Raw genomic sequence first — 15,300 nt, 5'->3', positions numbered from 1 at the left:
CCTCGGGCTCCGGGCCCCCCGCCCCCCCCGCCCGCGGGCCCCCCCCGCGGGGGGCCCCCACGCTCGCCAGCCAACTTGATGCCTTCGTCGCCCGTCCGGCGCAGCTGCGCCTGACCACGGCCATCGCCGAAGCCTTCGACCAGCGCGAGGTGCTGCTGGCCGAGGCCGGCACCGGCACCGGCAAGACCTTTGCCTACCTGGTGCCGGCGCTGCTGTCGGGCCTGAAGACCATCATTTCCACCGGTACCCGCGCGCTGCAGGACCAGCTGTACCACCGCGACCTGCCGCGCGTGCGTGCCGCGCTCGGGGTGGGGCACAGCAGCGCGCTGCTCAAGGGGCGGTCCAATTACCTGTGCCGGTACCGGCTGCAGCAGGCGCGCGGCGAGCCGCGCTTCACTTCGCCGCAGGAAGTGGCGCAGTTCCAGCGCATCCTGGCCTGGTCGGGGCGTACGAAATTCGGCGATATGGCCGAACTGGAAGCGCTGCCCGACGATTCGCCGCTGTACCCGATGGTCACCTCCACGGTGGACAACTGCCTGGGTACGGAGTGCCCGTTCTGGGATGACTGCTTCGTAGTGCAGGCGCGCCAGCGTGCACAGGCGGCCGACGTGGTGGTGGTCAACCACCACCTGCTGCTGGCCGACCTGGCGCTCAAACAGGAGGGCTTCGGCGAAATCCTGCCGGGCGCGCAGGCGTTCGTGATCGACGAGGCGCATCAGTTGCCGGAGCTGGCCGCCAATTTCTTCGGCGAAGGATTCGGCATGCGGCCGTGGCAGGAGCTGGCGCGCGACTGCCTGGCCGAGAGCCGCAGCGTGGCCGGTGCGCAGGCCGCGCTGCACGCGCATGCCGGCGCGCTGGAGCAGACCCTGCGCGAGCTGCGCACGGCGATGGACGGCCTGCCCGCGCGCGGTACCCAGTGGCGCGCCCTGGCGGTGCCGCAGGTGCGCGATGGCTTCGATGCCGCGATGAGTGCGCTGGTGGCGCTGCGCGACGTACTGGATGGCGTGCGCGCGTCGTCGCCCGGCCTGGATGCCTGCCACGCGCGGGCGATGGAGGCGGTGTCGCGGTTGTCGCGCTGGTTGGGCGATGATGCGCCGCTGCTGGACTTCGATACCGAGCCGGAGCAGGTTCCAGCACCGGCCGAGGTGCTCTGGTATGAGCTCACCCCGCGTGGCTTCCGCTGCCAGCGCACGCCGATGGATGTGTCCGGGCCGCTGCGCGAGCACCGCCAGCGTTCGATGGCGGCGTGGATATTCACCTCGGCCACGCTGACGGTGGACGGCAGGTTCGAGCACATCGCCCAGCGGCTGGGCCTGGACGACCCGATCACGTTGCTGCAGCCCAGTCCGTTCGACTGGGCCCGGCAGGCGCTGTGCTATCTGCCGACCGACCTGCCGGATCCGGCCGCGCGCGGCTTTGGTACCGCGCTGATCCGCGCGCTGACCCCGGTGCTGGAGGCATCGGGCGGGCGCGCATTCCTGTTGTTTGCCTCGCATCGCGCATTGCGTGAAGCCGCCGAAGCACTGCGCGACGCGCCGTGGCCGTTGTTCGTGCAGGGTGAGGCGCCGCGCGCCACGCTGCTGCAGCGCTTCCGCGAATCGGGCAACGGCGTGCTGCTGGGCTCGGCCAGCTTCCGCGAGGGCGTGGACGTGGTGGGCGACGCGTTGAGCGTGGTGGTGATCGACAAGCTGCCGTTCGCCGCCCCCGATGACCCGGTGTTCGAGGCACGGCTGGATGCAATCCGCCGCGATGGTGGCAACCCGTTCCGCGACGAGCAGCTGCCGCAGGCGGTGATCGCGCTCAAGCAGGGCGTGGGGCGGCTGATCCGCAGCGAGACCGACCGGGGCGTGCTGGTGCTGTGCGACCCGCGCCTGGTCAGCCGCAGCTACGGCCGCACCTTCCTGGATTCGCTGCCGCCGTTCCGGCGCACGCGGTCGCTGGGCGATGTGCAGACCTTCTTTGCGCCACAATGGCCTGCCGCTGCTGCCGACACCGGGACTGCCAGTCCCGCCCCGGTTGCCGATGCCTTTCCTACTTCCCTGTTCTGATCCCCATGAAACTGCTCGCCTTTGAAACCGCCACCGAAGCCTGCTCCGTTGCCCTGTACGTGGATGGGCAGGTGCGTGAGCGCTTCGAGATCGCCCCGCGCCGCCATGCCGAACTGAGCCTGCCCTGGGCCGAGGAACTGCTGGCCGAGGCCGGGCTGGCGCGCTCGCAGCTGGATGCGGTTGCGTTGGGGCGGGGGCCGGGCGCGTTCACCGGCGTGCGGCTGGCGATTGCCATCGCACAAGGCATCGCGCTGGCGCTGGATCGCCCGTTGATCCCGGTCTCCACCCTGCAGGTGCTGGCGCTGCGCGCGCCGGCTGAAGCCACCCACGTGCTGAGCAGCATCGATGCGCGCATGGGCGAGGTCTATGCGGCGCGCCACGTGCGCGTGGATGGCCAGTGGCAACTGCAGGGCGAGGAAGTGGTGTGTGCGCCGGAGGCTGTGGAACTGCCCGATGGCAGCCGCTGGTTCGGTGTCGGTACGGGCTTCGGCGCGGCCGAGGGCGTGCTGGCCACGCGGCTTGCCGATCAGCTGGACGGTGTCGACGCGCAGGCATTGCCGCGTGCCTCCGACCTGCTGGCGCTGGCGGTGCCGATGTTCGAGCGCGGCGAGGCGATGGCCCCGGAGCTGGTCGAACCGGCTTACCTGCGCAACAACGTCGCCTTGACCCTGGTCGAACAGCAGGCCGCGCGGGCGGCAAAGCAGCGCTGATCAATCAGAGCGCCCGGAGCCGCCGTTACCGGTCGTCGCGCAGCTCGCCGCCGGGCAGGAACACCCAGGTCCGGGTGACCTGCAGGATATCCACGCCGTCATCGGTCTTGGGCAGCGGCGGGAACGGCTGGGCCAGGCGGATCACCCGCAGCGCGGTTTCATCCAGCAGCGGCGTGCCGCTGCTGCGCAGGATCCGGCTGCTTTCCACGCTGCCATCGCGGCGCACGCCCACGGTGATCACCACCTGGCCGCCCAGCCGGCGCTGGCGCGCCTCGTCGGGGTAGTTGAGGTTGCCCACGCGTTCGGCGCGGTCCACCCACGCGCGCAGGTAATTGGCGTAGGCGTATTCGCGGGTGCTGGCCGACACGAACTTGCGGTTCGGGCGCTTGGCGTACTGTGCCGAACGCAGGTGCACCTCGGCGGCCAGCCGGGCCATTTCGGCATCGCGCTGTTCGCGCGCGGTCATCGCCGCGTCCGGCTGCGGATGCTCCGGCAGTGGCTGTGGCTGCGCCTCGGCGATCGGGTCGGGGCTGTTGCGGCTGGCCACCACCCGCGCCTGCGGCGGTGGCGGGCGCGCCGCATCTTGGCGCTGCTGCGGCACCGGCGACAGCCCGGCCTGGGGCTGCGGCACGATCCCGGTCTGGTTGTCACGCGGGCGCTGCGCCTTGTCGTGGTCGCCGCCGCCCTGCTGGTTGGCCTGGGCCAGGAAGTCGGCCTGCCTGGGGGTCAGCGGGGTCTGGGTCTGGCTGAAGATCACGTCCAGGGTCGGCACCAGCGCGGCATTGTCGCTGACCGCGAAGCCCACCCCCAGGATCAGCAGCGCATGCACCAGCGCCGACAGCGCCAGGGTCGCGCCCAGGCGCTGCGATTCGCGGGCCTGCAGGGGCACCATCGGAGCGACCGCCGTACTCATTGCGCCAGGCTGGCCTCGATCGCGTCGAACAGGGTGCCGGCGATGTTCAGCCCGAACTGCGCATCCAGTTCGCGCACGCAGGTGGGGCTGGTGACGTTGACCTCGGTGAGGTAATCACCGATCACGTCCAACCCCACGAAGCGCATGCCACGGCGCTTCATCTCCGGCCCGACCTGGGCGGCGATCCAGCGGTCGCGCTCGCTCAGCGGGCGGCCTTCGCCGCGACCACCGGCGGCCAGGTTGCCGCGGAACTCGTCGCCCTGCGGAATCCGCGCCAGGCAGTAATCCACCGGCTCTCCGTCGACCAGCAGGATGCGCTTGTCGCCGGCGGTGATGTCGGGGATGAATTTCTGAGCCAGGGTCAGCCTGCGCTCGCCATCGGTCAGCGTTTCCAGGATCACGTTGAGGTTCGGATCACCGGTGCCGCTGCGGAAGATCGAGCGCCCGCCCATGCCGTCCAGCGGCTTGAGCACGGCCTGGCCATGTTCCAGCACGAACGCCTTCAGGTCGGCGTGGCGGCGGCTGACCAGGGTCGGCGGGCAGCACTGCGGGAAGAGCAGGGCGGCCAGCTTCTCGTTGTAGTCGCGCAGGCCCTGCGGGTCGTTCACCACCAGCGCCCCCGCCTGCTGGGCCACGCCCAGTACCTGGGTGTCGTAGATGAATTCGGCATCCACCGGCGGATCCTTGCGCATCAGCACCACCTGGCCGGGGCCGAAGGTGGTCTGGCCGAATTCGCCCAGCGTGAACCAGTCATGCTTGTCGTCGCGCACCTGCAGCGGGGCGGTACGGGCCATCGCCACCCCGTCGCGCAGCGCCAGCCCGCCGGGGCTGACGTAGTGCAGGGCATGGCCACGGCGCTGGGCTTCCAGCAGCATGGCGAAGGTGGTGTCCTTGGCGATCTTGATATGGGCGATGGCATCCATCACCACGATGACGTTCAACGGCATGGTCGCAACCTGGCGGGCAGGCGCTGATGGTAGCGGCAATGCGCCCGTATTGCCTGCCCGGAGCGGCGGAACGCAGCGTCCGGCGGTCTTCACGCTTTGCGCAGTTCCGGGCCGGGCCGGTTCGCGGGGGGCGCTCCCGGCTTGGCTTGGGAAGCACACCCTTGATGACGGCCGCGTGGTGGGATATAGATACGCTTTCGCAGCGGCGCCGGACCAAAGCAGAAGCGTCGCGCGCTCGGGGAAAGGTAATGACTGAAAACATGGCTGCGGGTGGGGAACTCGCAGGGCTCAGGGTGATGGTCATCGATGATTCGAAGACCATCCGCAGAACGGCCGAAACGCTGCTCAAGCGTGAAGGCTGCGAAGTAGTGACCGCGACCGATGGTTTCGAGGCGTTGGCGAAGATCGCCGACACACAGCCGCAGATCATCTTCGTGGACATCATGATGCCCCGTCTCGACGGGTATCAGACCTGCGCGCTGATCAAGAACAACCAGCTGTTCAAGGCCACGCCAGTGATCATGCTGTCGTCCAAGGACGGCCTGTTCGACAAGGCGCGCGGTCGCATCGTGGGCTCGGAGCAGTACCTGACCAAGCCTTTCACGCGTGAAGAACTGCTGGGTGCCATCCGCACATACGTAAACGCCTGACCAGGGGGGAAAGGCACAATGGCTCGAATCGTTCTGATCGAGGACTCACCGACCGACCGGGCGGTGTTCATCCAATGGTTGACCAAGGCCGGGCACGAAGTGCTCGAGGCCGGCAACGCCGAGGACGGGATCAAGCTCGTCCAGGAACACCAGCCGCAGCTTGTGCTGATGGACGTGGTGCTGCCGGGCATGAGCGGCTTCCAGGCGACCCGCGCGCTGAACCGCGATGAGAAGACCAAGGCCATCCCGGTGATCATCGTCAGTACCAAGGCGATGGAAACCGACAAGGCCTGGGGGCTGCGCCAGGGCGCGGCCGCCTATGTGGTCAAGCCACCGCGCGAAGAAGACCTGATCGCGCAGATCAATGAACTGCTGGTGTCCTGATGCGTTCTCCCTTCGACATCCTTGAAGCCTACGAACGGCGCAGCCTGGCCCATGCGGTGCAGCTGCCCGAGCGGCAGTTCGCCCAGGACCTGTGGCGCGGCGTCGGCTACCGGGTTGGCAAGCGCCACCTGGTCTCGGACTTCCGCGAGGTGGTCGAAATCGTGCCGATGCCGCCGATCACCCCGGTGCCTGGCGCGCAGCCGTGGCTGCTGGGCGTGGGCAACCTGCGCGGCAACCTGTTCCCGGTGGTCGACCTGAAGTACTTCATGGAAGGCGAGCGCACCGTGCAGCAGGAAGGCCAGCGGGTGCTGATCATGCGCCAGGCCGGCGGCGACGTTGCCCTGACCATTGATGAACTGTTCGGCCAGCGCAGCTTCCAGCTGGACCAGGACATCGAGAGCGGCGATCTGGCCAGCGGCCGTTACGCCCATTTCATCGACCGCGCGTTCCATGGCGACGGCCACGACTGGGGCGTGTTCTCGCTCTCGCTGTTGTCCCGTACCCCCGAATTCAGGCAGGCCGCGGCGTGAACGCTGCAGCCTGCCTCACTGCATTGAAGATCGAGGTTGAACGATGAGTACTTCTTCGGAAACCGCCAAGGCCGGCAAGCTGGGCACGGTAGGAACCAATTTCTGGCTGGGTCTGCTGGCCCTGTCGATGATCGTGTTCGGCGTCAACACCGGTGTGGCCACCTGGCAGGGCAGCCGCCTGGCCGGTGCCAGTACCGGCGCGGCCGATCTCCAGGTGCTGTCCCAGCAGTTGGCCAACCAGGGCCGTGAAGCGGTCTCGGGCAACGCCCAGGCCTTCACCGCCTTCAAGGACACCAAGGCGCGCATCGAAAGCACGGTGAGCAGCCTGCAGGGCCGCTACGGCAGCGAAGCCAACGTGTCCGGTCCGCTCAACCAGCTGACCCAGACCTGGGAGCCGCTCGGCAAGAGCGCGGCGCAGCTGGTGGCGAGTGAACCGGCGGTGCTGGCCCTGGCCGGCAACGCCAACAACTTCGTCAACGGCGTGCCTGCCCTGCAGGCCCAGCTCAACGAAGTTGTGCGTGCCATGTCGGCCAGCGGCGCCCCGGCCTCGCAGGTGTATAACGCCCTGCAGCAGGTCGTGGTGGTGGGCTCGATGGCCCGCCGGGTGACCGAAATGCGCGCCGGTGGTGGCAACGCGGCCGCTGCGGGCGATGCGCTGGCCCGCGACTCCGTGGTGTTCACCCAGGTGCTGGATGCGCTGCGCAACGGCAATGACGAACTGGGCATCGCCCCGGTCCGCAACGCCGCCGCGCTGGGCGCGCTGGAGCAGTCGCAGAAGCAGTGGGACACGATGAAGCAGGACGCTGACGCGATCCTGGCCAGCTCGCGCCAGCTGTTCTCGGCGCAGTCCTCGGCCGCGGCGCTGACCGCCGGCTCCAACAAGATGCTGGATGACAGCAAGAAGCTGTTCGAGGCGTTCTCCTCGTTCGGCTCGGTGCGCGACACGCGCCTGTTCCCGAACTTCTGGCTGGGCGTGATCTCCGGTGCGCTGTCGCTGATCGCCATCATCGGCTTCGTCAGCAGCACCGTGCGCAGCCGTTCGCGCGAGCAGGAACTGCGCTACCAGACCCAGGTGGAATTCAACAGCCGCAACCAGCAGGCCATCATGCGGCTGCTGGACGAAATCAGCTCGCTGGGTGAAGGCGACCTGACGGTCAAGGCCTCGGTGACCGAGGACATGACCGGCGCCATCGCCGACGCAATCAACTACGCCGTGGACGAACTGCGCCACCTGGTGACCACCATCAACGACACGTCGGCCAAGGTCGCCGTGTCCACCCAGGAAACCCAGGCCACGGCCATGCAGCTGGCCGAAGCGGCGGGCCACCAGGCCAACCAGATCACCTCGGCATCGGACCGCATTGGCGAAATCGCGTCGAGCATTGAACAGGTGTCGCGCAACTCCGCCGAGTCGGCCGACGTGGCACAGCGCTCGGTGGTCATCGCCGCCGAAGGTGCCGGCGTGGTGCGTGAAACGATCCAGGGCATGGACCAGATCCGCGACCAGATCCAGGAAACCTCCAAGCGCATCAAGCGCCTGGGCGAGTCCTCGCAGGAAATCGGTTCGATCGTGGAACTGATCAACGACATTTCCGAGCAGACCAACATCCTGGCGTTGAACGCCGCGGTGCAGGCGGCCTCGGCCGGTGAAGCCGGCCGTGGTTTCGCGGTCGTGGCCGACGAAGTGCAGCGCCTGGCAGAGCGCACCTCCGGTGCGACCCGCCGAATCGAGAACCTGGTCCAGGCCATTCAGGCCGATACCAACGAAGCGGTCAGCTCGATGGAGCAGACCACCGCCGAAGTGGTGTCCGGTGCACGCCTGGCCGAGGATGCCGGCACGGCGCTGACCGAAATCGAACGCGTGTCCAACGCGCTCAACAACCTCATCAAGAACATCTCGATCGCCGCCCAGCAGCAGTCGTCGGCCGCGTCGGACATCACCCGCACCATGGGCGTGATCCGTCAGATTACCGGCCAGACCTCGCAGGGCGCGGGACAGACCGCCGAGTCGATCGGTCATTTGGCACAGCTGGCGGCCGACCTGCGCCGCTCGGTTGCCGACTTCAAGCTGCCGGCGTGAGCCGCGGGCAGGGCGGAGAGGGAAGGAATCAGCAGATGATGCATCGCGATAAAGCACAGCACGACATGCGCGCCCACCTGCCGGGAGACCTGGCATGAGCACGCTGCGCGATGCCATGAGCCACGCCGCCCTGGGCTGGGTGAAGCCGGAGCTGGACGAGACCCTGCGCCAGGTGCGCAACGAGCTCGAGTACTACGCCGAAGACCCTGCCGATGGCAGCCGCATGCGCTTCTGCGCCGGCTACCTGCACCAGGTGCAGGGCACCCTGCGCATGGTCGAGCTGTATGCCCCGGCGATGGTGGCCGAGGAGATGGAACAGCTGGCCAATGCCATCGGTGCCGGGGAAGTGCCCGACCGCGACGAAGCCTGCGCCACCCTGATGCGCGGCAGCGTGCTGCTGCCCGATTACCTGGAGCGCCTGCAGAACGGTCACCGCGACATTCCGATCGTGCTGCTGCCGCTGCTGAATGACATCCGCCTGGCGCGCGCCGCGCCGGTGATCAATGAAAGCGTGCTGTTCGCGTTCGCGCCGGACAGTGCCAGCGCCACCGAGGCCGAACTGGACCACGCACGTGGCAGCCTGAGCGGCCGCAACCGCGAGCTGCTCGACACCGTGGGCAATGCGGTCAAGGAAGAGCTGCTGCGCATCAAGGACGCACTGGACCTGCACCTGCGTACGGGCGGCGAGCCGGCCCAGCTGCAGACCCAGGTCAACGAACTGGGCGCGGTCGCCGACACCCTGGGCATGATGGGCCTGGGCGTGGCCCGCGGCGTGGTCGTGCAGCAGCGCGATGCGCTGCGTGGCGTGGTCGACGGCCAGCAGCAGATCGATGAAACCCTGCTGCTGGATATCGCCGGTGCGCTGCTGTACGTGGATGCCTCGCTGGACGACCAGGTCGCCCACCTCGGCGCCGGCGGCAGTGGCGAAGACGATCCGAGTGCGGCCGAAGGCCGGCGTACCGTTGAAGTGCTTGCCCACGAGGCGATCGCCAACTTCTCGGCCGCGCGCGAGCATTTCGTCGCGTTCATCGAAACCAACTGGAACCACGAGCAGCTGCACGAAGTGCCACGCCTGCTGGGCGAGGTCGCCGGCGCGCTGCGCATGCTCGACCTTTCCACGCCGGCCGATTACCTGCAGGGCGTGCGCCAGTACATCGCGGTCGAGCTGATCGGCCGCCAGCGCGTACCCAGCGGCCGCCAGCTGGACACCCTGGCCGACGCCATGGCCAGCCTGGAGTATTACCTCGAAGCCCTGCGCGAACGCCGCCAGGGTCGCGACGACATTCTCGACATCACCCGCACCAGCCTGGAAACGCTGCGTTACTGGCCACTGCCGGACGAAAATGCCGCCCCGGTCGATGCCAGCGCTGAAGCGCTGCCGGTTGCCCCGGAACACGTGGAGCTGACCGGATGGGATGCCCCCGTGGTGGCCCCGGTGGAAACGGCGGTCACGCCGGCCGCCCCGGCACCGGGCGACGTTCCTTCGCCGCCGCTGCCGGACTTCACCTTCGAGCCGCTGCCTGAGCTCGCTGCCGCCGCGCCCGTCGCGCCGGCCAGCAAGCCCGCGCCGACGCTGGTGTTCGAAGCGTCGACGGCCCCGGTCGCTGCGGACGCGCCACAGTGGACGCTGCACAGCGAACCGGTGCGTACCGATGACGCTCCCACCTTCGCCCACTTCGATCCGGTGCTGGCGGAAGAGGCCAGCGTCGGCACGTCGTGGCAGGCCGCACCGGCAACCGACATCGCACCGATCGCCCTCGATGGCGTGGACGCAACACCGTCCGACACCGGAGCACCGATCGCCACCGGGTTCGACCCGGTCGCCGCCGAACACGATGCACTGGAACTGAGCGACGAGCCGATCGAATTCACCTTCGACGAGCCGCTGCACAATGCGGGCGACGTACTCTCGCTGCAGATCGACGACGCGCCGGCCACCGACAGCAGCGAGCTGGATGTGCAGGCACTGCCGGCGTTCCTGCAGGAGCAGGCCGAGCCGGTTGAAGACGAACCGGTTGAAGCGGTCGCCGTACCGGCCGACGACCTGATCGAGGCCCGCCAGGACGAGGCTCGCGAAGACGAAGCTGCCATCGAAGCAACGGGCGTGGGCTCCGTCGCTGGCGTGCAGGAAGCCGTGATCAGCAAGATCGAGCTGGACGACGAATCCGCGCGCTTCCTTGCCGAGCTGGATGCCGCCGCCGCGCAGTTCTCCACCGCGCCGGCTGTCGAGGCGCCTGCCGTGGTCGACGCGCCGGTTGCCGCTGACGAGCCGGGCACCATCGACGCCGGCTTCGAGGACGATGGCGAGAACATCGACCAGGATATCCGCGACGTCTTCATCGAAGAGTTCGACGAGGAACTGGTCAACCTGGGCAACCTGCTGCCGGTGTGGCGCATGGCCCCGGACAACATGGACCGCCTGCGTCCGATCCGCCGCGTGTTCCACACCCTGAAGGGCAGTGGCCGCCTGGTTGGCGCGCGCACCCTGGGCGAGTTCAGCTGGAAGATCGAAGGCATGCTCAACCGCGTGCTGGACGGCAGCCGCCCGGCATCGCCGGCGGTGGTGGCAATGGTCACCCAGGCCTATGAAGTACTGCCGCAGCTCAACGCTGCGCTGCGCGATGGCAGCCGCGTGAGCGCGGACCTGCAGGCCATGCAGGGCATCGCCGACCGCGTTGCCGCGGGCGAGGAAACCTTCCATGTGCCGCTGCAGCGGCCGACTCCGGCCGCCGCGCCGGTGGAGCCGACCGACGTGGCCGTGGCCGACGTCGCGCAGGAAGCCGCCGACGTCGAGGCCGTCGAGGCGGTCGAGGAAACCGGCGGAACCCCGGCCAACATCGACGAGGTGCTGCGCGAAATCCTGGAGGCCGAAGTCGAGGCCCACCACGCCACGCTGCAGGCCTGGCTGGAAGAAGCTCAGGCGGCGCCGCAACCGGTCACCGATACCCTGCTGCGCGCGGTGCACACCATGAATGGTGCGTTCGCGATGACCGACGTGCCGGAAATCACCGCAGTCACCGGTAACGCCGAGAGCTTCATCAAGCGCTCGCTGGCGGCCGATGCGGTGCCGGGCACCGAAGGCGTCGAGGCACTGGCCGCTGCCGCCGTTGCGATCCGTACCACGATGGTGGCGCTGCAGGCCGACGCCCCGCGCATTCCGTCGCAGGCTGCGCTGGCCGAACGCCTGCAGGCGCTGGCCGAAACGCTGCCCGAAGCACGTTGGCCGGCACTGGTTGCCGACGATGGCATGGACCTGGACGGTGATGACGCCGACGAACGGGATGCCGTTGCCGATGCCGACAACGACGCGGAGGCCGATGCATCCCAGGCCGCGCACGATGTCACCGCCCATGAGCTGGCCGCGTTCTCCGCACAGTTCGATGAGCGCAATGGCTACGCCGTTGCCGACGACAGCACCGACGCCGGGCTGCAGCAGGCCATCGTCGAGGCCGACGCGCTGTCGCTGGTCGACGCCGGCGAAACGGCCGACGATGCCCTGGTGGTCGATGAGCTGACGGGCAGCGACGATCTTTCGGCCTACTTCAACGCCGAACTGGTGACTCCGTTCGACGCGCCGTCCAGCGCGCCGGTCGATACCACGCCGGAAACCGTGGACGCCCCCATCGTCCAGCAAGGCCTGGAAACCGTGGAGCTGACGGGTGCGGACGATCTGTCGCGCTTCTACGAGCACACCCTGCCGGACACGGTGGAGGTTGCGGACGCAGCTGCCGCGGAACCGTCGCAGCCGCTCGACATCGTCGCCGAAGAGATCGTGGCCGAAGAGATCGTGGCCGAAGAGATCGTGGCCGAAGAGATCCAGGCCGAAGAGATCCAGGCCATCGAACTGGAGGTCGTGGAAGTCGAGGCGCTGCACGACGCGATCGAATCGGAGGCCGACGCACCGGTCACCGCCGATGACAGCGCCGGGTACAGCCTGGATGCCATCGAAGATCACGAAGACGCTGCGGTGCTGGAAGACGTCATCCCGTCGACCCCCGCGTTCGGCGAATCGGTTGAGCTGCAGCAGGCGCTGGACGATGGCCTGACCATCGTCGACGGTCCCGATGCGGAGGCAACTGCCGACGACGCTCCGGTGCTGGGCCTGGATGCGCGCCACGAAGCTCTGGACGAACGCGATGCATTCGCCGAGTCCGAAGCAGGCCTGTCCGATGCCGAAGCATCGTCGCCGTCGGCACCCCTGTTCGAACTGGAAGACGCCCCGCTGTCCGCCGCCATTGCGGCGGACGAAGCGGCCGCCGAAGAAGAGGAAATCGACGACGCCGGTTCGCTGGACTTCAGCGTGCTGGACCGCGAGCTGGTCGACATCTTCGTCGAGGAAGGCAAGGACCTGCTCGACCATTGCGATGGCCTGATCAGCGAACTGCGCGCCGCGCCCCAGGATCGCGAAGCGATCGCCGGGCTGCAGCGTGATCTGCACACCCTCAAGGGTGGCGCACGCATGGCCGGCATCAACGCCATCGGCGACCTGGGCCACGGCATCGAATCGCTGCTGGAGGCGGTCGCCGCCAACCGTACCGATATCGACCGCAGCGACGTCCACCTGCTGGAACGCGGCTTCGACCGCCTGCACCAGATGCTGACCCGCACCGGTCGCCACCGCGACGTGGCCATGCCGGACGACCTGATCGCCGCGTTCGAGGCGCGCACGCTCGGCCGCGTCGAGGCAGAAGACGCGCCCGCCGCGCCTGCTGCCGCGGTCGAGGTCCCGGCGGTGGTCGATACGGCGGTTGCGTCGGCACCGTTGTCCGCACCGGTGCCGCTGGAAGCGTCCACTGACGAAGACACCCTGGCGCGTCCGCAGCAGGAGCAGGTGCGCGTGCGCGCCGACCTGCTGGACCGCCTGGTCAACCACGCCGGTGAAGTGGCGATCTACCGGTCGCGCCTGGAACAGCAGCTGGGTGCCTTCCGCGGTGCCATGGGCGAACTGGACCGCACCAATGCGCGCCTGCGCGACCAGCTGCGTCGCCTGGACCTGGAAACCGAAGCCCAGATCGTGGCCCGTTACCAGCGCGAGCAGGAACAGGTCGACCACAAGTTCGACCCGCTGGAACTGGACCGCTTCTCCACGCTGCAGCAGCTCAGCCGTGCGCTGAACGAATCCGCAGCCGACCTTGGCGGCCTTCAGGGCGTGCTGGACGATCTGTCGCGCCAGTACGACGTCCTGCTGCAGCAGCAGTCGCGGGTCAGCTCGGAACTGCAGGATGGCCTGATGCGCGCGCGCATGGTGCCGTTCGACGGCCTGGTGCCGCGCCTGCGCCGCGTGGTCCGCCAAGCCGGCCAGGACACCGGCAAGCAGGTCCACGTCACCCTGGACGGTACCCACGGCGAACTGGACCGCAACGTGCTCGACCGCATGGTCGCGCCGCTGGAACACATGCTGCGCAACTCCGTGGCCCATGGCCTGGAGACCCCGGAGCAGCGTCGTGCCGCCGGCAAGCCGGAGGAAGGCGAGATCGCCATCCGCCTGCGCCGCGAAGGCTCGGAAATCGTGCTGGAAGTGGCCGATGACGGCGCTGGGCTGAACCGCGAGGCGATCCGTCGCCGCGCCGAACAGCGCGGCCTGGTCGAGGCCGACGCCGTGCTCAGCGATGCCGAACTGGACGCGATGATCTTCTCGCCCGGGTTCAGCACCGCCGACCAGGTCAGCCAGCTGGCAGGCCGCGGCGTGGGCATGGACGTGGTGCACAACGAAGTGCGCCAGCTGGGCGGCTCGGTGGACATCCACTCGGTGCCGGGCAAGGGCGTCACCTTCACCCTGCGCCTGCCGCAGACCCTGGCGGTCACCCAGGCGGTGTTCGTGCAGATCGGCGAGACCACCTTCGCGGTGCCGGTCGCCTCGGTCAGCGGTATCGGCCGGATCTCGCGCGAGCGCTTCGAATCGGCCAACGGCGGTTACCACTACGGCGGCGAAGAATTCGCGCTGCACGACCTGGGTACGCTGGTCGGCCAGGGCCAGGCCCGTGCCGAAGGGCAGGACCAGGTGCCGCTGCTGCTGGTGCGCGCCGGTGAACTGCGTGCGGCCGTGGCGATCGACCAGGTGCTGGGCAACCGCGAAATCGTGGTCAAGCCGGTCGGCCTGCAGATTGCCTCGGTACCGGGCATCTACGGTGCCACCATCACCGGCGATGGCCGCGTGGTGGTGATCCTGGACGTCGCCCCGCTGGTGCGCCGTTACCAGGCCAACCCGCTCAAGCCGATCGCACCGGCCGCGCAGGCAACCGACCGCCAGGCCCCGTTGGTGATGGTGGTCGACGACTCGCTGACCATGCGCAAGGTCACCGGCCGCATCCTGGAACGCCACAACTTCGAAGTGGCCGTCGCCCGCGACGGTATCGAAGCGTTGGAGCGCCTGGAAGAGCGGGTACCCGACCTGATGCTGCTGGACATTGAAATGCCGCGCATGGATGGCTATGAACTGGCCACCGCCATGCGCGCCGATCCACGCTACAAGGGCGTGCCGATCGTGATGATCACCTCGCGCAGCGGCGACAAGCACCGTCAACGCGCCTTTGAAATCGGTGTCCAGCGTTACCTGGGCAAGCCGTACCAGGAGCTGGACCTGATGCGAAACGTGTATGACCTGCTGGGGATCGCCCGTGCCCGTGAATGACCTGAACCCGCTGCCGTCGGTGGCATTGCTGGCACGGGTCGGCCCGGCGCGTGAGCGCCTGCGCGAAGCGCTGGCCCAGGCCGGTGCGACCGTGGTGCTGGAAGAGGATCCCAACAGCGTGGATCTGGAAACCCTGGGCGGCGCGGACGCCGGCGCGGTGCTGATCGCGCTGGAACCGGCCATCGAGGATGCGCTTGAACGCCTCGACCCGGTGCTGGCCTCGCCGTCGCTGACGGTCATCTTCGACGAAGCCGAACTGGCTGCGCGCCGCGAGGGCTGGGAAGCCCAGCGCTGGGCGCGCCACCTGGTGGCCAAGCTGCACGGCCATCAGGACGTGCTGCCGCCGGGCGCCGAGCAGGAAGGCCTGCTGCAGCCCGAGCCCGGCCTGCCGCAGACACCTGCCGAAA

General features: G+C 68.6%; 9 protein-coding genes and 1 pseudogene. 8 read left to right on the top strand and 2 right to left on the bottom strand.

All coding sequences use genetic code 11. From position 1 onward, the window contains the following. Both ACQG3P_RS10165 and tsaB read left to right on the top strand, forming a co-directional pair. The coding region (locus tag ACQG3P_RS10165) for an ATP-dependent DNA helicase (RefSeq protein ID WP_426804963.1) at positions 1–2,048 on the top strand (2,048 nt) is incomplete at its 5' end. Between the two features lie 5 nt (positions 2,049–2,053). Then, positions 2,054–2,758 (top strand): tRNA (adenosine(37)-N6)-threonylcarbamoyltransferase complex dimerization subunit type 1 TsaB, encoded by a 705-nt coding sequence (gene tsaB / locus ACQG3P_RS10160; RefSeq protein ID WP_426804962.1) that lies wholly within the window; start codon positions 2,054–2,056, stop codon positions 2,756–2,758. 25 nt (positions 2,759–2,783) lie between these two features. Here the strand turns inward: tsaB and ACQG3P_RS10155 are convergent, their stop codons facing one another. Both ACQG3P_RS10155 and gshB read right to left on the bottom strand, forming a co-directional pair. After that, the gene (locus ACQG3P_RS10155; protein ID WP_068853723.1) at positions 2,784–3,671 is read right to left on the bottom strand and encodes an energy transducer TonB family protein; all 888 of its coding nucleotides are present in this window, start codon (positions 3,669–3,671) and stop codon (positions 2,784–2,786) included. Further along, a complete protein-coding gene (gshB, locus tag ACQG3P_RS10150; RefSeq protein ID WP_307106537.1) occupies positions 3,668–4,618 on the bottom strand; it encodes a glutathione synthase in 951 nt (316 codons plus the stop codon). The genes ACQG3P_RS10155 and gshB overlap by 4 nt, the downstream gene beginning before the upstream one ends. A 248-nt stretch (positions 4,619–4,866) precedes the next feature. Here gshB and pilG point away from each other — a divergent pair, with 248 nt between their 5' ends. From pilG to ACQG3P_RS10120, 6 genes and pseudogenes are all read left to right on the top strand, one after another. Then, positions 4,867–5,268: a twitching motility response regulator PilG gene (gene pilG, locus ACQG3P_RS10145; protein WP_068853721.1), complete on the top strand. Its 402-nt coding sequence runs from the start codon at positions 4,867–4,869 to the stop codon at positions 5,266–5,268. 18 nt (positions 5,269–5,286) lie between these two features. Further along, positions 5,287–5,652, top strand: a complete 366-nt coding sequence (locus tag ACQG3P_RS10140; RefSeq protein WP_068853720.1) for a response regulator — start codon at positions 5,287–5,289, stop codon at positions 5,650–5,652. Then, positions 5,652–6,182, top strand: a complete 531-nt coding sequence (locus ACQG3P_RS10135; RefSeq protein ID WP_068853719.1) for a chemotaxis protein CheW — start codon at positions 5,652–5,654, stop codon at positions 6,180–6,182. The genes ACQG3P_RS10140 and ACQG3P_RS10135 overlap by 1 nt, the downstream gene beginning before the upstream one ends. 43 nt (positions 6,183–6,225) lie before the next feature. Further along, a complete protein-coding gene (locus ACQG3P_RS10130; protein ID WP_184126770.1) occupies positions 6,226–8,262 on the top strand; it encodes a methyl-accepting chemotaxis protein in 2,037 nt (678 codons plus the stop codon). A 94-nt stretch (positions 8,263–8,356) separates the two neighbouring features. Then, positions 8,357–14,893: an Hpt domain-containing protein gene (locus ACQG3P_RS10125; RefSeq protein WP_426804961.1), complete on the top strand. Its 6,537-nt coding sequence runs from the start codon at positions 8,357–8,359 to the stop codon at positions 14,891–14,893. Then, positions 14,859–15,300, top strand: a pseudogene (locus ACQG3P_RS10120) (chemotaxis protein CheB); the annotation flags it as partial. The gene ACQG3P_RS10125 and the pseudogene ACQG3P_RS10120, both read left to right, overlap by 35 nt.

The sequence above is a fragment of the Stenotrophomonas sp. SrG genome (assembly GCF_050031795.1).
Classification (GTDB): Bacteria; Pseudomonadota; Gammaproteobacteria; order Xanthomonadales; family Xanthomonadaceae; genus Stenotrophomonas; species Stenotrophomonas rhizophila_A.
The sequence above is the reverse complement of the archived record's forward strand: the minus strand, read 5'-3'. Positions and strand labels throughout refer to the sequence as shown.